This is a genomic window from Rhodococcus sp. RD6.2, from assembly GCF_001040705.1.
Lineage (GTDB): Bacteria > Actinomycetota > Actinomycetes > Mycobacteriales > Mycobacteriaceae > Rhodococcus_G.
Window position 1 is genome coordinate 156,261 of record NZ_CVQP01000007.1, and the last position, 18,795, is coordinate 175,055.

The window sequence follows — 18,795 nt, forward strand, 5'->3', positions numbered from 1 at the left end:
CTCGGTCTGAACCCAGACTCCGCCCGTCGCCCCGGTGCAATCCAGTTCTGGATCTGTACTGGCGGCACCGGCCGACCGGGCGTGTACTTGTCGGGTAGCGCTCGCGACGGCGAGGAGACGCCCATGACCGAGTACGGCCAGTTCTGCCCGGTGGCGAAGGCGATGGAACTGCTCGACGAACGCTGGACGATGCTGGTGGTCCGGGAACTGCTCGCGGGCAGCACCCGGTTCAACGACCTGCGGCGCGGGAACCCGAAGATGTCCCCGGCGCTACTGTCCAAGCGGCTGCGCACCCTCGAACGTGCGGGAGTCGTCCTCCGCACCGTCGAGGGCGGGCACAGTAGCTACACGCTCACACCCTGCGGCGCCGAACTCGCCACGGTCGTCGAGGCCCTCGGCGCCTGGGGCGTGCGGTGGGTCGCCGAACTCGACGACGCCGATCTGGACCCGCACCTGCTGATGTGGGACATGCACCGAACCATGCCGATCGGCGCGTGGCCGCGCGAGCGCACCGTCGTCGCGTTCGAGTTCGAGCAGTCCGCCCGGCCCCGCAGCTGGTGGTTGTGCGTGTCGGACGGCGAGGCCGACGTCTGCGAACGGGACCCCGGCTTCGACGTCACCGCCACCGTCGACACCGGATTGCGGACGCTCGTCGAGATCTGGCGTGGCGACCGGTCCTGGGAGCAGGCGATCGGCGCCGGGATGGTGACGATCGCCGGCCCGACGTGGGCGGCCCGCGAGGTGCCGCGCTGGCTTGGGCAGATGACCTTGGCCGCCACCACCCGCCCCGGCTGACCGGTCCCGGTCCGTGGCGGTCGCCGCCGACCGGCTAGCGTCAGATCATGAGCACTGAGAACGACACGGCGCCACGGTGGTTCGTCGACGCGATCGCTGCCCCGGTCGAGACGGGACGGGTCACCGTCGACGGCACCTCCATCGCGTACCGCGCCTGGGGTGAGCCCGACCAGCCCGGCGTCGTGCTCGTGCACGGCGGCATGGCCCATTCGCGCTGGTGGGACCACGTGGCGCCGCAGCTCGCGGTGGGACGACGCGTCGTCGCGCTCGACCTCTCCGGGCACGGCGACAGCGCACACCGCGAGAACTACACCCTCGAACAGTGGGTCGAGGAAGTGCTCGCGGTCGCGCCCGCGGGCGGCATCACCGGGCGCCCGACGCTGATCGGCCACAGCATGGGCGGCATCGTCTCGTACCTGGCGTCGACCCTGTACGGGGACCGCCTCGACGGCGTGATGATCCTCGACTCGCCGATCCGCGATCTCACGCCCGAGGAACGCGAGATGCGCGACCAACGGAAGTCGTCGACCACGAAGGTCTACCCGAGCGTCGACGCCGCGGTGGAACGGTTCCGGCTCGTACCGCCACAGGACACCGCCGAACCGTACGTCTTCGACTACATCGCGCGGGCTTCGCTGAAGGAGGTCGACGGCGGCTACAGCTGGAAGTTCGACCTGAGCCGCATCGGAAAGGGCGGGCGCAGCAGCCTCGACGGGACGGTCGCCGGGTGCCGCGTTGCGTACTTCCGCAGTGAGAACGGCATCGTCTCGCCCGAACTGCTGGACCGGATGCGGCCGATGTTCGGGCCGGACGCGCTGGTCGTGGAGCTGCCCGCGGCCGGACACCACCCCGTGTTCGATCAACCGATCGCGGTGGTCACCGCCGCGCGGATCGTCCTCGACGCCTGGTCCTGATCTGGTTCACAACCAGAAGCGCATCAGGTAGTTGCCGTACTGGGCCCAGACACTCGGCACGCCGGACAGTTCGAACAGTCCGTAGATCGCGTCGAAGAACGCCCGGTTGATCGACGGGACGAACAGCAACGCGATCAGCGCCAGCAGACCCACGCTTTTGTACTGATCGAGGGCGCGGCGGGTCTTCGGCGACAGCGACGGCTCCAGCGCGGCATAGCCGTCCAGGCCGGGGATCGGAATCAGATTCAGGACCGTCGCCATCACCTGAAGGAAGGCGAGGAAGCTGAGTCCCCACCAGAACACCGGGTGGGACTCGGTGTCCGCGAACAACCGGATCACCGTCAGCAGCACCACCGCGGCGAGGGCGTTGACCATCGGCCCCGCCAGCGAGATCCGTCGGGCGGCTCGCGGCGAGAGCAGGTCGGTGCGCAGATACACGGCGCCGCCAGGAAGGCCGATTCCGCCGAGCGCGATGAACAGCACCGGCAATCCGATCGAGAGCAGCGGGTGGCTGTACTTGAGCGGATTCAACGTCAGGTAGCCGCGGGCCGCGACGTCACGGTCGCCGTACCGCCACGCGGTGTACGCATGCGCGAACTCGTGGAGGCAGACGGTGACCACCCAGCCCGCGACCACGAGGACGAAAACCCCGACACTCGCGGCCGTCGACTTCGGCGCCGCCTGCCACGCCATCGCGCCGCCGGCGATGGCGACGGCCAGTACCGCCAGGAAGACCGGGCTCGGCCGGACCGCGGAGCGGCGGGTGTCGGGGGACGTCATGAATCCAGTATCACCGCGGCGTTCACTGCGCGGCGATCAGCGGACCAACAGCCACGACCGATCGTCGCGATAGAAGCTGCAGCGCTTGAGGGCACGGGGAGTGGTGACGCCGTCGCGGGTCACGACCGCGCCGACCGCCCCGAGCTGAACGGCCCGCGCAGGCAGCCAGTGCGTGCGCAGCAGTCGCCTGCCCGCACTCGCCCGGACCCCCGGCAGGGCGGGGGTCGGCGCGACCCGCAGCGCGGGGATCTCGCCGGAGAAGACGCGTTCGGAGTCTGCGTACGCCTCCCCGACAAGCGGTCCGCCGTCGGGTCCGGTGATTGTGGCCTCTCCGACGAGCGCGGTGCCCGAGTCGTCGCGGATCAGTGGCAGCGGCGACACGGCCCCGGTGACGGCCAGGCGTGCCGCCCGCGCACCGACCGGCAGTCCGTACAGCCGCGTGACCGGGGTCCGCTCGGCCGCGACGTACGCGACCTCGACGTGCAGTCGTTCGCCGCGCATCAGCCGGGTCACCGTCGCGGCGAGGGCGCCGTCGTCGCCGACCACGACGAGACGCGCGTCGGTGTCGTCGAGCGCGGGAAGCAGTGCGTCGAAGTCGGGTTTCGCGGGCACCGCGGGCACAGGTGTGCAGGGAAGGGTCGACAGGGACTCCGGCAGTGCGGCGTCGCCGCACACGAGTACGTGAATGGTCAAGATCAGCTCCGGTCGGTCCGCGGTCGTCGTGGTCGACGATACGAACGCGCACCCGACGGCCGGCAACCGGTGGCCCGATGCTTACGGAATTGGCGGTCTGATCGAGACTTTTCGGTTCTAGGCTGGATAGCTGCAGGTACCGCCGACACGCACGCGCGACCGGCCGATCCGACCGCCCGCGCGTCGACCACCGGAGCATTCGATGCTGACCGCTGACACGTCGTCACACCGCCCGTCGACCCGAGTCACCCGCTTCTGCCGGTCGGGTCTCACCTCCGTGGTGAGCGAGTTGCGCAAGGAGGGCCTCGCCGAGACGTCGGCTGACCTCCTCGCGGCGAAGGACCTCCTCGACCTCGGCATCGGCCAGATGTCGACTCCGACGTCGGCGCTGAGCCACCCGTTCCAGGTTCAGCCGGTGATCGGGGCGCACGTGCTGCACGCCGACGTCGAGCGGTCGCTGACCGATCCCGACGTCGTGCTGCTGCATGCGGACCTCCCGGACGACACCGCTCCCGGTCCGGTCCGCGTCGTGTGGTTCAACATGTCGACGTTGGTCGGGGGAACCGCGACGGTCGAGCCGACCCGAGTCGAGGACGGGAGCTACCGAGCCGAGGGGAGGATGCGGGCGGGCCACGGGGTCGTCGTTGCCGGAATCGTCCCGGGCGACGGGGGTAGTCCCGGGTTCGCGCTCGTTGCCGAATGAGGGAGTGAACGGGACTTGTGGGCAGCGGGGGAGTGTTGAACAGAGTGTGACCCGGCACGTCGAGGTGAGTTGGAGTCGAGGTGAGTTCGATGACAACCGTGAGCGTCACCATGGTCAACACTACGAACGAGGACCTGATTCTCGACACCGGTGACTACCCGTCCGAGATCCCGCGTCGAATAGCGGCGCACGCGACCGGCCGCTTCGGTATGGACGGGCACGGTGTCGCCTATCTCGTGGGTGGTGACCCGGACCGGGCCGTCTACCTGCAGGAGAACGGTTCCGTGTGGGCGCCGCCGACGTGCGTGATCCGATCCGCGACGGTCGGGGAGGCGGTCGCGGTCCAGGTCAGTCCCGCGCCGTGGCTGCACGATCACTCGGCTGCCTGAGACCTGTTCCGTGATGTACCTGTGAGGGTTCCGACGGCACTGGACTAAACTGTCGTCCCGGCCACTGTCCACGGACGGCTGGCCTCTGCGCTGAGATGCGCAGAAGTCTGTCGACTCTAGGAGACGTCATGCCGGCAATCGTCCTCATCGGAGCCCAGTGGGGCGACGAGGGTAAGGGCAAAGCTACCGATCTACTGGGCGGCCGCCTGCAGTGGGTGGTGCGGTACCAGGGTGGCAACAATGCCGGTCACACCGTCGTTCTCCCCAACGGCGACAAGTTCGCCCTGCATCTCATCCCGTCCGGCATCCTCACGCCGGGTGTGAAGAACGTGATCGGCAACGGCGTCGTCGTCGACCCGGGCGTTCTGCTCACCGAGCTCGCCGGCCTGGAGGATCGGGGTGTCGACACCTCCGCCCTGCTGCTCTCGGCCGATGCGCACCTGATCATGCCGTACCACGTGGCCATCGACAAGGTCACCGAACGGTTCCTCGGTGCCAAGAAGATCGGCACCACGGGACGCGGTATCGGGCCTTGCTACCAGGACAAGATCGCCCGTGTCGGCGTGCGTGCCGCGGACGTTCTCGACGAGAAGATCCTCACCCAGAAGGTCGAGGCTGCACTGGAGTTCAAGAACCAGGTGCTGGCGAAGATCTACAACCGCAAGGCACTCGACGCGCAGCAGGTCGTCGAGGAGGTGCTCGAGCAGGCGGAGGGGTTCAAGCACCGCATCACCGACACCCGCCTCGAGCTGAACCTCGCGCTCGAGCGCGGCGAGACCGTCCTCCTCGAAGGCTCGCAGGGCACGTTGCTCGACGTCGACCACGGCACGTACCCGTACGTGACGTCGTCGAACCCGACGTCGGGTGGCGCGGCCGTCGGCTCCGGCATCGGCCCCACCCGGATCACCACCGTGCTCGGCATCCTCAAGGCGTACACGACCCGTGTCGGCTCGGGACCGTTCCCGACCGAACTGTTCGACAATCACGGTGAGTACCTCGCCAAGCAGGGCGGTGAGGTCGGTGTGACCACCGGCCGCGCCCGCCGCACCGGCTGGTTCGACGCCGTCATCGCGCGCTACGCGACCCGGGTCAACGGCATCACCGACTACTTCCTCACGAAGCTCGACGTGCTGTCCAGCCTGGACACGATCCCGATCTGCGTCGCGTACGAGGTCGACGGGGTCCGCTACGACGAGATGCCGATGACGCAGACCGACATCCACCACGCGAAGCCGATCTACGAGGAGATGCCGGGCTGGTGGGAGGACATCTCGCACTGCCGCACCTTCGAGGAGTTGCCCGTCAACGCGCAGAACTACGTGCTGCGGCTCGAGGAGCTGTCCGGCGCGTACATCTCCTGCATCGGTGTCGGCCCGGGTCGTGACGAGACGATCGTCCGCCGCGACATCCTGGCCTGATCTCGGGCGCCTTCATTCACGGGAAGACCCCGGACCGATCGATTCGGTCCGGGGTCTTTCGCGTGCGACGACGACTGCGATCGGGGTAGGGGAGGCGCCGGCCGGCCTGGCGGAGCCGGCTGGGAAGCAGGTGTGGGCCGATCTCCGGCGACCTCGTGGCGTGGCCCCGGACCGGGGGTGACGGACTTCCCGCTCGGTGGGAGAGCGGGGGGTCGGACCGGCCGGAACGTCGCTACCGTCACGTCGCAGTTCCCTCCCGACACATTGGAGTAGCAATGGCCTACGAAGACGACGTCCGTACCGCGGTGTCCAACTATCTGGATGCGGTCGCGAACGGCACCTCGGCCGACATCGCCGCCCTGTACGCCGACGACGCGACCCTCGAGGATCCCGTCGGGACCGAACCCAAGGTCGGACGAGAGGCGATCGAGAAGTTCTACTCGGCTCTCGACGCCGTCGACAACCGCACCGAACTGCTTGCGGCCAAGGTCTCGGGCAACACCGCCGCCTTCCACTTCCGGGTCGTGACCGAGACGGGCGATCAGACGATCACGGTGGAGCCGATCGACGTCATGACCTTCGACGAGCAGGCCCGCATCACCAGCATGCGTGCGGTGTGGTCGGTAGCTGACATGACCGTCGCCGACGGTGCGGACCTGACGGTCACCGACGGGAAGTAGTGGCATGAACGAGAACGAGAACGAGAAGTGGGACCACGAGGTCGATTTCGTCGTCGTCGGTAGCGGCTGTGGTGGACTCACCGGTGCTCTCGCCGCCCGGGACGGTGGCCTGGACACGCTGATCGTGGAGAAGGCGTCGGTCTACGGCGGCACCACTGCGCTCTCCGGTGGCAACATCTGGATCCCGAACAACCCGACCCTGCGTCGCGAAGGGCTCTCCGACACCCGGGAGGACGTCCGGCGCTATCTCGACGCCGTCGTCGGTGACCAGGTCCCCACCGCGAACCTCGATGCCTTCATCGACGAGGGCCCGGCCACGATGGAGTTCCTCGAGAAGACGAGCCCGCACCTTCGTTTCCAGTGGTGCACGGGCTACTCCGACTACCACCCGGAGAAGGACGGCGGCAGGCCCCGCGGCCGCACGATCGAGCCGCTGCCGTTCGACCTGAAGCGGCTCGGCGAGGACGAGAAGCTGCTGCGCCCCGGTGCATTGGCGACACCCGCGGGTCTGTACATCACGTCCAAGGAATTCGTGAAGCTGAACATGGTGATGCGGACCTGGGCGGGCCGCCGGGCCGCACTGGCCACCGGATGGCGTGCGATGACCAGCATTCTGCTGCGACGGCACATGGAGACCCTCGGTCAGGCGCTGATCGGACGCCTCCGACTGGCGGTCAAGGAGGCGGGAATTCCGCTGTGGCTGGGCAGCCCGATGCGGGAACTGGTCACCGACTCCTCCGGCGCGGTGCGCGGACTGGTGGTGCGCCGCGGCGGCGCGGACCTGCGGATCCGGGCCCGCAAGGGCGTCCTGCTCGCAAGTGGCGGCTTCGAGCAGGGCGACCAGCTGCGGAAGAAGTACCTGCGCGACGGCGGCAAGGACAACTTCAGCGCGGGATCCGTCGACAACACCGGTGACGGTATCCTCGCCGGCGAAAAGGTCGGGGCCGCACTGGACCTGATGGACGACGCCTGGTGGATGCCGTCGTTCCGTCGGCCGGACGGCATCATGCACGTGCTGGTGTCGGAGCGATCGATTCCCCGGTCGATCATCGTCGACCAGTCGGGGCGTCGATTCACCAACGAGGCGGCGCCATACGTGACGTTCGTGCACGAACAGCTCGCCGGGCGGCACGACCCGATCTGGTTCATCTTCGATGGAAAAGCGAAGAACCGCTACCAGTTCGGCGGTGTGATGCCAGGCCAGAAGTTCTCCGAGTCGTGGTACTCGACCGGGCTGATGCACCGCGCGGATTCCATCGAGGAGCTCGCGTCGGCGATCGGGCTTCCGTCCTCGCAACTGTCGGAGACGGTCGCGCGTTTCAACGGATTCGCCCGCGCGGGCCGCGACGAGGACTTCGGTCGCGGTGAAAGCGCCTACGACAACTACTACGGCGATCCCACTCTTCCCGCGCCTGCGCTGGACGTCCTCGACACCGGACCGTTCTACGCGGTCCGGATGGCCGCAGGTGACCTCGGCACGAAGGGGGGCATCGTCTACGACGAGCATGCCCGGGCTCTGCGCGAGGACGGGTCGGTGATCGACGGCCTGTACGCGACCGGCAACACTTCGGCCGCCGTCATGGGCAACGACTACGCGGGCGCCGGAGCAACCATCGGTCCCGCAATGGTCTTCGGGTACATCGGTGCCCGGCACGCCGCGAGCGCTCCGACCGACTGACGCGCGCCCCGACCACACGCTCTGACTGTTCCCCGATTCCGCAACCGCTCACTCACGCTGAGCGAGGCGCGGAATCGGGGAACTTTTTGTTTGTCCGGTCGGTACTCCTCCCGGTGGGCGGAACACTGTCTGGCACGACACACCGTGCCGCCAGTGTGATGTGGGTTACACGATCCACTCGGGTCCGTGAATCTGCTTCGTCAACAACGAATCTCGTCCCGCCTCTCCAACACGCGCGGGAGCTCGGGATGTCGAACGGAAGGAACATCAATGGTCAACGGAACTCCCGCGGTTCCCGACGCGAGCGGGTCCGCCCAGCGCTGGACGCCGCGGCTCATCTTCTCGCTCGCCTCGATCGTGCTTCTCCTGGAGATGCTCGCGGTCAGCTACATGATGATCAGCATGGCGCTGCCCGCCATCTCCGGCCATTACCAGACCACGCAGGGCGCCTGGCTGCTGACGTCGTTCCTCCTGGTCGGTGCCGTCACCGCGCCGCTCATCGGCAAGCTCGCCGACATGTACGGCAAGCGCAGGCTGCTGATCGCGTGCGTGGGCGTCGCCGCGGCAGGCTCCCTCGTCTCCGCGGTTGCGGACAGCTACGCGGTGCTGATCGCGGGCCGTGCCCTGTCGGGCCTGCTCGTGCCGTGCCTCTTCCTGAGCTACTCGCTCATCCGGGACGTGTTCCCGCCGAAGACGATCGCGCTCGCGGTGAGCATCGCAACCAGTGGCATGGGTCTGATCGCGATTCCCGCCCCGTTCCTCACCGGCTGGCTCATCGACAACCACGGGTTCCGCAGCATCTTCTGGTTCTTCGTCGTCGGGCTCGTCGTACTCGGTGCCCTGATCCTCGTCACCACCGACGAATCCCCTGTCCGCCTGCGCTCGAGCGTCGACCTGATCGGTGCGGTCCTCCTCGGGGCAGGTATCGCGGGCGTTCTGATCGCGGTGAGCTTCGGACCCACCTGGGGATGGGCGAGCGGATCGACCCTGGCGTACCTGGTCGGCGGTGTCGCATTGATCGCCGCCTGGCTGGTCTCGGCGCGGCTCGTCCGCGAACCGCTGATCGACCTCAAGGTCCTCGGACGCAGGCCGGTGCTGCTGACGGCCGTGGGAGCCGGATTCTGCTACGGCGCCAGCGGCCTGTTCACGATCCTGCTGCCGATGCTCGCGATGACGCCGGCGATCCTCGGGCTCGGTTACGGATTCGGTGTGAGCGCAGAAGGATTCGCAATCTTCCAGGCACCGATCGGCGGCATGGTGGTCGTCGGCGGTGTGATCGTCGGCATGCTCGTCGGGCGGGGTGCACGACCGCGCCCGCTGATGGCGATCGGCATGCTCGGTATGGCGGCGGGCTTCACCTGTGTGGCGCTGTCCCACGACAGCAAGCCCCTGCTCATCGCATTCGCGGGACTGTTCGGGACCGGGATGGGTATGGCGTACGCGTCGATTCCGAACCTGCTCATCGAGGCCGTCCCGCCGCAGTTGCAGGCGAGCACCGCGAGCATCGTGGGAGTGTTCCAGTCGGTGTTCCCGGCGGTGCTTCCCGTCATCGCGTTCACGGTGCTGAACAACTCGTACATCGCACCGATCCCGCTGGAGATGACGCAGGGCGTCGTCTTCTACACCGATGCGGGGTTCCAGGTCGCGTTCCTCATCGGTGCGGTCGCAGCCGTCCTCGGCGCGGTGGTCGCGTTCGCCCTGCCGCGCCGCATCGAGCAGGTCGTGGTCCCCGGTACCGACGACCGGTCGTCCGCACCGGTCCTCGTGGCCGACTGACGCGCCGATACGGCGCACCGGGTCCCGGGTTCAGAACAGGGTCGGTTCGCCGAACCCGGGTGTGTGCTCGGCGGCGAGCAGGGCGCGTTTGGTGACGGTGCCGCCGGCGGCGGAGAACCCGCCGACGGCACCGTCAGCGGCAAGGACCCGGTGGCACGGGACGAGAACGGGAATCGGGTTGCGGCCCAAGGCCTGTCCGACGGCCTGTGCCGCACCGGGGCTGCCGATCGCCGCGGCCACCTCGCCGTAGGTGAGTGTGTGGCCGGGCGCGATGGCGCGGGTGACGGCATAGACGCGGCGGTCGAAGTCGGGGAGACCGGTCAGGTCGAGGTCGACGTCGGTGAGGTCGTCGGTGGTGCCGGCGAGCAGGGAGGCGACGCGGTCGGCGACCGGGCGAACGGCGGTGTCGAGTGCGCTCTCGACCGCCTCGGGGAAGCACTTACGCAGGCGGCCGATGGTGCGGTCGTCGGAGCCCTCGGGTAGCTGGAAGCCGACGATGCCGTGCTCACCCCAGACCAGGCCGCACCGGCCGAGGTCGGTGTCGAAGAGCGAATAGTTCAGCATCGTCACGCCACCAGTATGGCCGCCGGCACCGACACCCGGCTTCATCGACCAGTCCAGTTGGTGTCAACTGGACTGGTTATCGACGAGGGTGCGACCGACGGCGATTCCCGGCTCGGAGCGCGATGCCACGGCCTGGAGGTCGCGGTAGGCGCGGTCGGCGTCGTGGGTCTCCGGCAGGCGACCGGCCAGCGGAGCGGCAGGTCGGAACTGGTCGAGGCGGAAGAGTGGCGTGCCGCGGTCGCGGCGGACGAGAGCGACTGCCGTGAGGGCGGCGAGGACTGCGAGGAAGGTCAGGAAGGGGGCCATGTCTCCATCGTGCGGACAACTGGCCTTGTAGAAAATGGCCACTTTCGGAATACTGGCCTGCATGCCACGTGTGATCGGAGCTTCCACTCTCGCCCGCGACCTCGGCCACTGGCAGCCCGACGACGCCCGCGGCGCGGCGACGACTGCCCGAGGGGCCGGCCGCCGTCCCGGGTACCGCGCCCTCGCGGACGGCATCCGGTTGCTGATCGCCGACGGACGCATCCCGATCGGGGTCTCGCTGCCGAGCGAGCGGGATCTGGCCGTCGTACTCGAGCTCAGTCGCACCACCATCACGTCCGCATACGCGGTGCTGCGGGAGGACGGCTTCCTCACCAGCAGGCAGGGGTCGCGGAGCACGGTGACGATGCCCGCCGCGGTACCGCCGCGCCAGGCCCGCGGCGCGGTCGCGGGGGAGGCACTGGTCTCGCGGCAGCCGGCCATCGATCTCACGTGCGCGGCGATGCCCGCGCCCGCCGAGCGCATCCGCGACGCCTACGCCGGTGCGCTGCTCGACCTGCCTGCGTATCTACACACCCCGGGGCTGGAGTCGCTCGGACTGCCGGTGCTGCGCGAAGCCGTCGCGCAGCGTTACCGCGATCGCGGCGTCCCGACGACCGCCGACCAGATCATGGTCACGACGGGCGCTCAGCAGGCACTGGTGCTGGTGCTCTCGCTCCTGGCGTCGCCGGGCGAGCGGATCCTGATCGATCACCCCACCTACACCAACGCCATCGAAGCGATCAAACGTACTGGGGCGCGGCCGGTTCCGGTCCCACTGAGACTGGAGTCGAAGGGCTGGGACCTCGACGCGATGCGCAACGCCGCCCGGCAGACCGCCGCCAAGATCGCCTACGTCGTCCCGGACTTCCACAACCCCACCGGCTTCTGCCTCGACGACGCCGGCCGCGCCGAGATGGTGCGGATCGCGGGCGACACCCATATGACACTCGTGGTCGACGAGACGATGACGGACCTCGGTCTCGACGCGCCGACGCCGACGCCCGTCGCGCGGTTCGCGGTCGGTGCCCGCGCCGACGTGATCACCGTCGGATCGATGTCGAAGGCGTACTGGTCCGGGCTACGGATCGGCTGGATTCGCGCCGACGTGTCGACGATCAACGCCCTGCTCGCGATCCGCTCGGCCCTGGACCTCGGTTCGGCGGTCCTCGAACAGGTCGTCGCGGCCGAGCTCCTTTCGGATCCCGATTCGGTGCTGCCCGCACGACGCGATCGGCTGCGGGCCCAACGCGCGGCTCTCCTCGACGAGCTGGCGGTCGAACTGCCCGAGTGGCAGTGCGACCCCGGTCCCGGAGGAATGGCGCTGTGGGTGCACCTGCCTGCGCCGCTGTCGACGGCCATCGCCGCGACCGCACCCAGCCACGGCGTGCAGGTGGCGGCGGGTCCGCGGTTCGGTCTCGACGGTGCGTTCGAGCGGTACCTTCGCCTGCCCTACGCCCGAAGCGAGGACGAACTGCGCGCGGCCGTTCGGGGGCTTGCACACGCTTATCGCGGGCTCGCGGGTGACGCGCGCCTGGGCGCAAGCGTGCCGGTTGTGGTGTGAGCGCAGGTCGTCTGATGCGCTATTCGAGCCGGCCGGGGATCGGGTAGCTGCGCAGGGACATGCCGATCTGCCCGGACAGCGTCAGCCCGTCGATGCTCTCCTGCAGGTTGTGGCATGTCGGGACCCGGGCGCGTCCGTCCCGGGGATGCGACTCCGCGAATTGGGGGCATGCACTGTCGACGTCCCCCAGCCACTGGATGCTGGTGTGCGCCTCGCTGTACTTCTCGACGAGGACTCGGGTGCTGCAGGTGGTGCAGCGGACGCTTTCCATGATGTCGGACCTCCCTGGTGTCCTTCGCGACGGTAGTTGCGGTTCGAGTGCTCCGGGTGTCGTCCTCCCGTGGAGCGGGAGGGGAAGTCCGCTGACCGGTACGACGCCACTCGGGTCGTGAACGGCGCCTACCTGGGCTGTTAGTCTTCGCTCATGTCCGACACCGAGTCCGTTGCCGACGGTTTCCCAGCCGCGGCCGCAGACGACCGCTACCCGTCTCTGCCCGCGACCAGCTGGGCCGTTCTCGGGATGCTCACTCTCGGTGAGGGACTCACGGGATACGACCTCAAGAAGTGGGCCGACTGGAGCATCGGCTTCTTCTATTGGAGCCCGTCGATCAGCCAGATCTACGCCGAGCTCAAAAGGCTCGAGAAGGCGGGGCTGGTCGAGTCGGAAATGGTGTCGGAGCCCGGTGAGCGGGGTCGACGGGTCTACCGCATCACAGCGGAGGGAACGCGCGCGGTACGGAACTGGTCCCGCGACGCGCCGGTGGAGCAGCCAGTTCTCAAGCACGGTTTGATGTTGCGGCTGTGGATGGGTCACCTCAACGAGCCGGACCAGCTGAAGGCGTTGATCCGGTCGCACATCGAGAACATGGAGTCGATGCGCGACAGGGCGACACTGCACGCCGAACATGCGACGCGTGAGCCCTCATGGGCCTTCTCGCAGATGAGCCTGGTCTGGGCGGAGCGCTACTTTCAGGCCGAGGTCGATCTCGCCCGGCAGATGCTCGACGACATCGACGCCGCCGCTACCGAGTTCTCGCACGTTCGGAGACGGGACGAACTGGGGAACCCGCTTCCCGAGGTGGTCGGCTCCTGGCGTGCCGTCGAGGACTTCGTGGAAGGTCTCGAACCCTGAGGGGCTCGCCGGCTCGATAGCCTGGGCAGGTGAAACTCGGCCTGTCCCAGCTGATCGACCCGCGTCTGCTTCCTCTGGTGGACTCGACCCGCGAGTTCTACGAGCACCGCGGCACGGGTCGGGGGCCGCGTGATCAGGACGAGCTGCAGTCGATCCGGCGCGGGGCGAAAACTCCCGAGCGGTCGAGTCCTCCCGCGGAGGTGGAGACGGCCAGGCACGGTGACCGCACGGTCCCGGTCAGGATTCACTCTCCGGTGTCGATCACTCCTCGGGGCGTGCTTCTCGACATTCACGGCGGTGGCTTCTACGGGGGGTCGGCGGCGGCGGACGACGTCCGCAACCGCGAGCTGGCGGACGCTCTCGGCATCGTGATCGTCAGCGTGGACTACCTTCTCGCGCCGGAGAATCCGTGGCCGGCCGCACCCCGCGACTGCGAGACCGCGGCATTGTGGCTCGCGGAACACGCGGCCGGTCGTTTCGGAACGGGTCGACTCTGCATCGGCGGGTTCTCGGCGGGCGCGACGCTCGCGATGACGACGCTCGTCCGTCTCCGGGACCGCGGCATGTCCGCGTTCGACGCCGCCGTGTTGCAGTTCGGCACCTATGACCTCAGCGGGCAGACACCGAGCGGACGCCTGATCGCCGGCGAGTACTTCATCGAGGCGTATGCGGGTACGGCGCCCGACCGGACCGATCCGGACTTCTCGCCCGTCTACGCCGACCTGACCGGCCTGCCCCCGGTGCTGATCGTCGTCGGCGAGGAGGACGTCCTGTTGCGCGACAACCTCGCCATGGCCGCGCACCTGTCCGCGGCAGGCGTTGCCGTCGACCTGCGTGTCTACCCCGCCGCGCCGCATGGCTTCACCGGGCACCGGACGGCCATGGCGGATGCGGCGAACGGCGACCTTCGTGCCTGGCTCGACCGTCGGTTCGGCTGAGCGCAGGACCGACGGTCGGGTGTACCGCGGTCAGGCGGACTGAGCGCGCAGTCCGGACACCGCGGTGGGCAGGCTCTGGAGTCGGTTGCGGTGCGCGATCGGTCCCGCACCCGCGGCGTGTCCGGCGAGGGCGTGTTGAATCGCGTTCGCGGCCATGCGGACGGGCGACGAGTGACGGTGGTCGAACTTGAGATGGCTGGTCGGTCCGCAGATCGACAGTGCGGCGTGGACACCGCCCACGGGGCCGATCGGGACGGCGATGATGCCGATTCCTCCGGAGATCTGGCTGACCTCGTACGCGACCCCCAATTCGCGAACCTTGTGCAGTTCGGGGGTGAACCCGACGAGGTCGTCGGTGCGCCCCGGGGTGTAGGCCAGGAGCGCCTTGCCGATTGCGGAGTTGCGCGCCGGGTAGCGGCTCCCGACGCGGGTGGGGAGTTCGGCGGCGAGTCGCCCGCCGACCTTGTCGAGGTACAGCACGTCGGAGCCGTCGAGGACGCCGAGGTGGACGACGTAGCCGGTGACCCGGTGCAGTTCCTGCAGGATCGGCGCGGCGGCGCCGTGAAGGCGGTTCTGATGCAGGGCGATCGACCCGAGTTCCATCAGCCCGGTCCCGAGCTCGTACGCGCGGCCGTCGCGGCGCAGCCAGCGCATCGTGACGAAGCGCTCGAGCATGCGGTGGACCGAGGACCGTGGCAGTCCGGTGCGCTCGACGACCTGCGAGAGGGTGAGCCGGCCGGGGCCGTCGAAGGTGTTCAGGACGAGCGACACCCGGTCGAGTACCGCGGTCGGGGTGGATTCTGCGGTTGCTGCTGCAGTCATCACTGTCTCCTTGGTTCTGGCGCTCTCTGCCGCTAGACCCATCTGGCATGGGTGTTTCGATTAGGAATAGTGGCACAGAATCAGGAGATTGTGAAGTGGGTCACGAAAGATCTTGATGCGAAGGAGGGGCGCGACGTCCGTCGAGACGTCGCGCCCCTCCATCTGGAACCGGGTTCGCGCGGTGCGGGCGACGCGCTACATCGCCGCCAGGGGCTCGCTGCCGGACCAGTCGTGACCCCAGTAGCTGTCCGCGGTGATCTCCTCGGCCGAGTAGTGCGCCTCGTCGACCTTCATGCCCTCGGTGCCGAACTCGATGTCCCAACCGCCGGGTGCGCGGACGTAGAAGGACACCATCTTGTCGTTCGTATGGCGGCCCAGCGTCGACGAGACGGAGAAGCCGTCCTTCACGACGCGGTCGAGTGCCTGGCCGACGGCATCGAGCGTGTCGACCTCGACCATGATGTGCACCAGGCCGGGCGCACCGCCGTGCGGGGAGGGGCACAGCGCGAGGCTGTGGTGGCGCTGGTTGACTCCGAGGAAGCGCACACGCATCGGGCCGAACTCCGGCGGAGCCGGAATCCGGAAGGCGCCGCGGGGCAGGAAGCCGAGCACCTCGGTGTAGAAGTCGAACGTGCCGTTCGGGTCCATCGTCGGCAGCACGACGTGGCCGAGACCCTGTGCGCCGGTGACGAACTTGGCGCCGAACGGCGTGACGACGGGGCTGTGGTCGAGCACCGCGCCGTGGAAGACCTCGAGGGTGGTTCCGGCCGGATCCTGGAAGGTCACGACCTCCTCGACACGGCGGGCGTCCGCCTCCTCGAGCGAGAGCGGCTTGACCGCGATGCCTGCGCGCTCGACGGCCTCGGTGACCCGGACCAGTGCGGCGTGGTCGCGAACCTCCCAACCGACGGTGACGACCTCGTCGGTCTCACCGGGCACGATGACGATGCGGGCGGCGCGCTCGTCCATGCGCAGGTACAGGGCGTTTTCGTCCGGACCGGTGCCTTCGGCGAAGCCGAGCACGTCGAACGCGAACGTCCGCCAGCGTTCGATGTCGTTGGTCTGGATCTTCACGTATCCCAGGCCGCGGATGTCGGTGCCGAATCCGCCGAGGTCAGGGTTCGTCATTGTGTTTGTCTCCGTTGTCGATTCGAGTGGTGTGGATTCGGCGGGTCAGATCATCGCGCGGAGCGGGCCCTGCGGGTCGACGCCCAGTCCGCTCAGCGTCGCGGCGTGGTACACGGTGCCGGGTACGTGGATCGCGTGGTGCAGGCCCGCGTGCGCGTCACGCCAGAAGCGCTGCATCGGCTTGTCCATCCGCAGGGCGTTGCCGCCGCAGCGTGCGTAGACCTGATCGATCGCGGTGACGGCCTGCCAGGCCGCGTTCACCTGGGTCTCGCGGCCGGCGGCGCGCTGCGCGAACGTCGGGGTCTTCCCGGCATCCACCAGATCCCACATGCGATCGACGTTGGCGAGCAGGGAATCCCGGGCAGACTGCAACTTCGCGGTGGCCTCGCCGATCGCGAACATCGAGTACGGGTCGTCCTTGACTGCGGTGCCCTGCGGGTTGATGCGCTCACGCTGGTAATCGTTCGCGTGCTGCAGCAGGCCCTCGCAGATGCCGATCGTCGCCGACGTGATGCCCAGCGGGAACATCGTGGACCACGGCATCAGGTACAGCGTTTCGGTACGGCCGTACTCGCGCACCGCGGTGCCGTCGATGACCGCATCGCCGTCCATGACCCGGTAGGCAGGCACGAACGCGTCCTTGACGACGAGGTCCTTGGATCCGGTGCCGCGCAGGCCCATCACGTCCCACGAGTCCTCGATGATCTCGTAGTCGGTGCGGGGGATGATGACGTGCAGCATGCGGGGCGGCATCTCGATGCTGCCGTCCGGGTTGCATGCCATTGCGCCGAGGAATGCCCAGTCGCAGTGGTCGGTTCCCGACGAGAACGACCACTTGCCAGAGAACTTGTACCCGCCGTCCACCGGCACGCACAGGCCGGCGGGCATGTACGGCGATGCGAGCCACGTGTCCTGGTCCTCGCCCCAGACCTCCTGCTGGACCTTGGGATCGGCGAACGCCAGCTGCCACGGGTGGACGCCCACGATGCCGTGCACCCAGCCTGCAGAGGGGTTCAGCGACGCCATCCGCATGACGGTTTCCGCGAACTCGCGCGGGTGGACCTCGAGTCCTCCGTGCTCCTTGGGCTGGAGCATCCGGATCGAACCGGCCTCCTTCATCCGCTTCGCGGTCGCATCCGCGACCTTGCCGATCCGCTCGGCCTCGATGCCCTCGAGGAAGATGTCGTCCGAGGCCGCCTCGATACGGGCGAGAACTTCGTAACTCATGGTGTGATTCCTTCTGATCATGTGGTTCGACGGCTGGTGGTCAGGAGTTCGCGGCGGAACCCTCTGCCTGCTTCGCGACGTTCTCGTCGACCTCCTGCTGCCAGCTAGCGACGGCCCGGGTGGTGTCGATCTCGAACTCGAAACGCGTCGTCATGTCCTCGGTGATGTCCTCGACGTCCACGTAGAACTGCTGGTACCAGCGGCGCAGCTGGTACACGGGGCCGTCCTCCTCGGACAGCAGCGGGTTGTCGATGGGTGCCTTGTTCTTCCAGATCTCGACGTCCTGCTCGAAGCCCGTCTCGACACCCTCCGCGAACTGGGCCGCCATGCCCTCCGACATCTCGTCCGACAGGCCCGGGAGCTTCTTGACGATCGCGCCGTACTGGAGGACGAACTCGTTGTTGCTGACCGGGTAGTGGCAGTTGATCAGAACGGTTTCGATGGTTTGTCCGTTCGCATCCGACTCGAGCCAGTCGATCATGTACGACGGACCGAAGTACGTTGCTTCCGAGCGGAGCTCGGCGTTCGGGTCGTCGTAGTTGGTGCCGGAGATGACGTCCTCACGGCCCGTCGACTGCATGTACTGCGTCGCGGTGTGGCCCTCGAAGACGTTCTTGAAGTAGCGCGGGAACGAGTAGTGGATGTAGAAGAAGTGGGCCATGTCGACGACGTTGTCCACGATCTCGCGGCAGTGCGAACCCTTGATCCGCAGCGTCTTCCAGCTCCAGTCCGTCCACTCGTCGGTGCCGTAGCCGGCGATCTCCGGGATGGTCACGTCGGCGGGAGGGGGATTTCCCTGCGGGTCGTTCCACACGTAGAGCTGGCCGTTGCGCTCCAGCGTCGTCCAGGCACGGGTCCTGGCGAGCGGGGGCACGCGGCGGGCGTACGGGATGTTCGTGCACTTGCCGTTGCCGCCCCAGCGCCAGTCGTGGAACGGGCACGCGATCGAATCGCCCTTGACGGTGCCCTGGGTCAGATCGCCGCCCATGTGGCGGCAGTAGCCATCGAGGACGTTGAGCTTGCCGTTGCTGTCGGCGAAGACGACGAGTTTGGTGCCGAAGGCCTCGACCGCGTGCGGCTCACCGTCCCGGAAGTCCCGGAGCAGGCCGATGCAGTGCCATCCGCGGGCGAACCGCACGGGCGCGGCAGCGGCCTCGATCTCGCGGATGTCGCCGTCGTCGGCTGAGTTGGTCGTGGATGTGCTGGCGAGCGACATGTGTTCCTCCGTGCCATCAGGGGGCTGTCCTGTGATGCGGATCATGGAACTGGCGGTTCGTCCGGCGGGTAAGGG

The 18,795-nt window shown here is 68.2% G+C and carries 20 protein-coding genes; 11 read left to right on the forward strand and 9 right to left on the reverse strand.

Features of this window, described 5'->3' with window-relative positions; translation table 11 throughout:
• The first annotated feature begins 123 nt into the window (after positions 1-123).
• Positions 124-795 carry a winged helix-turn-helix transcriptional regulator gene (locus RHCRD62_RS14395; protein WP_050065811.1) on the forward strand — a complete coding sequence of 224 codons (672 nt, stop codon included), beginning with the start codon at positions 124-126 and terminating at the stop codon, positions 793-795.
• A gap of 47 nt (positions 796-842) precedes the next feature.
• The gene (locus RHCRD62_RS14400) at positions 843-1,709 is read left to right on the forward strand and encodes an alpha/beta fold hydrolase (protein ID WP_050065419.1); all 867 of its coding nucleotides are present in this window, start codon (positions 843-845) and stop codon (positions 1,707-1,709) included.
• A gap of 6 nt (positions 1,710-1,715) precedes the next feature.
• On the opposite strand, the gene RHCRD62_RS14405 is transcribed toward RHCRD62_RS14400, so the two are convergent.
• Positions 1,716-2,489, reverse strand: coding sequence for a site-2 protease family protein (locus RHCRD62_RS14405; protein WP_050065420.1), 774 nt, complete (start codon positions 2,487-2,489; stop codon positions 1,716-1,718).
• A gap of 36 nt (positions 2,490-2,525) precedes the next feature.
• Positions 2,526-3,188, reverse strand: a complete 663-nt coding sequence (locus RHCRD62_RS14410) for a hypothetical protein (RefSeq protein WP_050065812.1) — start codon at positions 3,186-3,188, stop codon at positions 2,526-2,528.
• Positions 3,189-3,384: 196 nt separating this feature from the next.
• On the opposite strand from RHCRD62_RS14410, the gene RHCRD62_RS14415 reads away from it, so the two are divergent.
• The 6 genes from RHCRD62_RS14415 (at position 3,385) to RHCRD62_RS14440 (ending at position 9,826) form a co-directional block, all read left to right on the forward strand.
• Positions 3,385-3,885, forward strand: a complete 501-nt coding sequence (locus RHCRD62_RS14415; protein ID WP_050065421.1) for a hypothetical protein — start codon at positions 3,385-3,387, stop codon at positions 3,883-3,885.
• Between the two features lie 89 nt (positions 3,886-3,974).
• Positions 3,975-4,274, forward strand: a complete 300-nt coding sequence (locus RHCRD62_RS14420) for a hypothetical protein (RefSeq protein ID WP_050065422.1) — start codon at positions 3,975-3,977, stop codon at positions 4,272-4,274.
• Positions 4,275-4,402: 128 nt separating this feature from the next.
• Complete coding sequence (locus tag RHCRD62_RS14425) at positions 4,403-5,692, forward strand: adenylosuccinate synthase (RefSeq protein ID WP_050065423.1); 1,290 nt, start codon at positions 4,403-4,405, stop codon at positions 5,690-5,692.
• A gap of 275 nt (positions 5,693-5,967) precedes the next feature.
• Positions 5,968-6,372, forward strand: coding sequence for a nuclear transport factor 2 family protein (locus RHCRD62_RS14430; RefSeq protein ID WP_050065424.1), 405 nt, complete (start codon positions 5,968-5,970; stop codon positions 6,370-6,372).
• 4 nt (positions 6,373-6,376) lie between these two features.
• The gene (locus tag RHCRD62_RS14435; protein ID WP_050065425.1) at positions 6,377-8,050 is read left to right on the forward strand and encodes an FAD-binding protein; all 1,674 of its coding nucleotides are present in this window, start codon (positions 6,377-6,379) and stop codon (positions 8,048-8,050) included.
• A 270-nt stretch (positions 8,051-8,320) separates the two neighbouring features.
• Positions 8,321-9,826, forward strand: coding sequence for an MFS transporter (locus RHCRD62_RS14440; RefSeq protein ID WP_050065426.1), 1,506 nt, complete (start codon positions 8,321-8,323; stop codon positions 9,824-9,826).
• A 30-nt stretch (positions 9,827-9,856) separates the two neighbouring features.
• Here the strand turns inward: RHCRD62_RS14440 and RHCRD62_RS14445 are convergent, their stop codons facing one another.
• Both RHCRD62_RS14445 and RHCRD62_RS14450 read right to left on the reverse strand, forming a co-directional pair.
• Positions 9,857-10,390 (reverse strand): methylated-DNA--[protein]-cysteine S-methyltransferase, encoded by a 534-nt coding sequence (locus tag RHCRD62_RS14445; RefSeq protein WP_253277344.1) that lies wholly within the window; start codon positions 10,388-10,390, stop codon positions 9,857-9,859.
• A gap of 63 nt (positions 10,391-10,453) precedes the next feature.
• Positions 10,454-10,696: a hypothetical protein gene (locus RHCRD62_RS14450; RefSeq protein WP_050065428.1), complete on the reverse strand. Its 243-nt coding sequence runs from the start codon at positions 10,694-10,696 to the stop codon at positions 10,454-10,456.
• A 61-nt stretch (positions 10,697-10,757) separates the two neighbouring features.
• Here RHCRD62_RS14450 and RHCRD62_RS14455 point away from each other — a divergent pair, with 61 nt between their 5' ends.
• On the forward strand, positions 10,758-12,257 hold the full coding sequence (locus RHCRD62_RS14455) for a MocR-like transcription factor YczR (protein ID WP_050065429.1): 1,500 nt from the start codon (positions 10,758-10,760) through the stop codon (positions 12,255-12,257).
• Between the two features lie 19 nt (positions 12,258-12,276).
• Here RHCRD62_RS14455 and RHCRD62_RS14460 read toward each other — a convergent pair whose 3' ends face one another.
• A complete protein-coding gene (locus RHCRD62_RS14460) occupies positions 12,277-12,528 on the reverse strand; it encodes a hypothetical protein (RefSeq protein ID WP_050065430.1) in 252 nt (83 codons plus the stop codon).
• Between the two features lie 153 nt (positions 12,529-12,681).
• On the opposite strand from RHCRD62_RS14460, the gene RHCRD62_RS14465 reads away from it, so the two are divergent.
• Complete coding sequence (locus tag RHCRD62_RS14465) at positions 12,682-13,389, forward strand: PadR family transcriptional regulator (RefSeq protein WP_050065431.1); 708 nt, start codon at positions 12,682-12,684, stop codon at positions 13,387-13,389.
• A gap of 29 nt (positions 13,390-13,418) precedes the next feature.
• Positions 13,419-14,327, forward strand: coding sequence for an alpha/beta hydrolase (locus RHCRD62_RS14470; RefSeq protein WP_050065432.1), 909 nt, complete (start codon positions 13,419-13,421; stop codon positions 14,325-14,327).
• Between the two features lie 30 nt (positions 14,328-14,357).
• On the opposite strand, the gene RHCRD62_RS14475 is transcribed toward RHCRD62_RS14470, so the two are convergent.
• The 4 genes from RHCRD62_RS14475 to RHCRD62_RS14490 form a co-directional block, all read right to left on the reverse strand.
• Positions 14,358-15,149, reverse strand: a complete 792-nt coding sequence (locus RHCRD62_RS14475; RefSeq protein ID WP_050065433.1) for an IclR family transcriptional regulator — start codon at positions 15,147-15,149, stop codon at positions 14,358-14,360.
• Positions 15,150-15,344: 195 nt separating this feature from the next.
• The gene (gene bphC / locus RHCRD62_RS14480; protein WP_050065434.1) at positions 15,345-16,277 is read right to left on the reverse strand and encodes a biphenyl-2,3-diol 1,2-dioxygenase; all 933 of its coding nucleotides are present in this window, start codon (positions 16,275-16,277) and stop codon (positions 15,345-15,347) included.
• Between the two features lie 45 nt (positions 16,278-16,322).
• Positions 16,323-17,504 carry an acyl-CoA dehydrogenase family protein gene (locus RHCRD62_RS14485; RefSeq protein WP_050065435.1) on the reverse strand — a complete coding sequence of 394 codons (1,182 nt, stop codon included), beginning with the start codon at positions 17,502-17,504 and terminating at the stop codon, positions 16,323-16,325.
• Between the two features lie 40 nt (positions 17,505-17,544).
• On the reverse strand, positions 17,545-18,720 hold the full coding sequence (locus RHCRD62_RS14490; RefSeq protein WP_050065813.1) for a 3-ketosteroid-9-alpha-monooxygenase, oxygenase component: 1,176 nt from the start codon (positions 18,718-18,720) through the stop codon (positions 17,545-17,547).
• Positions 18,721-18,795 lie beyond the last annotated feature (75 nt).

Bases quoted from the DNA above. Each gene is read 5' to 3' on its own strand.
- RHCRD62_RS14400 (WP_050065419.1), top strand. From the start codon at position 843: ATGAGCACTGAGAACGACACGGCGCCACGGTGGTTCGTCGACGCGATC.
- RHCRD62_RS14430 (WP_050065424.1), top strand. From the start codon at position 5,968: ATGGCCTACGAAGACGACGTCCGTACCGCGGTGTCCAACTATCTGGAT.
- RHCRD62_RS14475 (WP_050065433.1), bottom strand. From the start codon at position 15,149: ATGACTGCAGCAGCAACCGCAGAATCCACCCCGACCGCGGTACTCGAC.
- bphC (WP_050065434.1), bottom strand. From the start codon at position 16,277: ATGACGAACCCTGACCTCGGCGGATTCGGCACCGACATCCGCGGCCTG.
- RHCRD62_RS14395 (WP_050065811.1), top strand. From the start codon at position 124: ATGACCGAGTACGGCCAGTTCTGCCCGGTGGCGAAGGCGATGGAACTG.
- RHCRD62_RS14490 (WP_050065813.1), bottom strand. From the start codon at position 18,720: ATGTCGCTCGCCAGCACATCCACGACCAACTCAGCCGACGACGGCGAC.
- RHCRD62_RS14405 (WP_050065420.1), bottom strand. From the start codon at position 2,489: ATGACGTCCCCCGACACCCGCCGCTCCGCGGTCCGGCCGAGCCCGGTC.
- RHCRD62_RS14485 (WP_050065435.1), bottom strand. From the start codon at position 17,504: ATGAGTTACGAAGTTCTCGCCCGTATCGAGGCGGCCTCGGACGACATC.
- RHCRD62_RS14460 (WP_050065430.1), bottom strand. From the start codon at position 12,528: ATGGAAAGCGTCCGCTGCACCACCTGCAGCACCCGAGTCCTCGTCGAG.
- RHCRD62_RS14425 (WP_050065423.1), top strand. From the start codon at position 4,403: ATGCCGGCAATCGTCCTCATCGGAGCCCAGTGGGGCGACGAGGGTAAG.
- RHCRD62_RS14450 (WP_050065428.1), bottom strand. From the start codon at position 10,696: ATGGCCCCCTTCCTGACCTTCCTCGCAGTCCTCGCCGCCCTCACGGCA.
- RHCRD62_RS14440 (WP_050065426.1), top strand. From the start codon at position 8,321: ATGGTCAACGGAACTCCCGCGGTTCCCGACGCGAGCGGGTCCGCCCAG.
- RHCRD62_RS14420 (WP_050065422.1), top strand. From the start codon at position 3,975: ATGACAACCGTGAGCGTCACCATGGTCAACACTACGAACGAGGACCTG.
- RHCRD62_RS14415 (WP_050065421.1), top strand. From the start codon at position 3,385: ATGCTGACCGCTGACACGTCGTCACACCGCCCGTCGACCCGAGTCACC.
- RHCRD62_RS14435 (WP_050065425.1), top strand. From the start codon at position 6,377: ATGAACGAGAACGAGAACGAGAAGTGGGACCACGAGGTCGATTTCGTC.
- RHCRD62_RS14465 (WP_050065431.1), top strand. From the start codon at position 12,682: ATGTCCGACACCGAGTCCGTTGCCGACGGTTTCCCAGCCGCGGCCGCA.
- RHCRD62_RS14445 (WP_253277344.1), bottom strand. From the start codon at position 10,390: ATGCTGAACTATTCGCTCTTCGACACCGACCTCGGCCGGTGCGGCCTG.
- RHCRD62_RS14455 (WP_050065429.1), top strand. From the start codon at position 10,758: ATGCCACGTGTGATCGGAGCTTCCACTCTCGCCCGCGACCTCGGCCAC.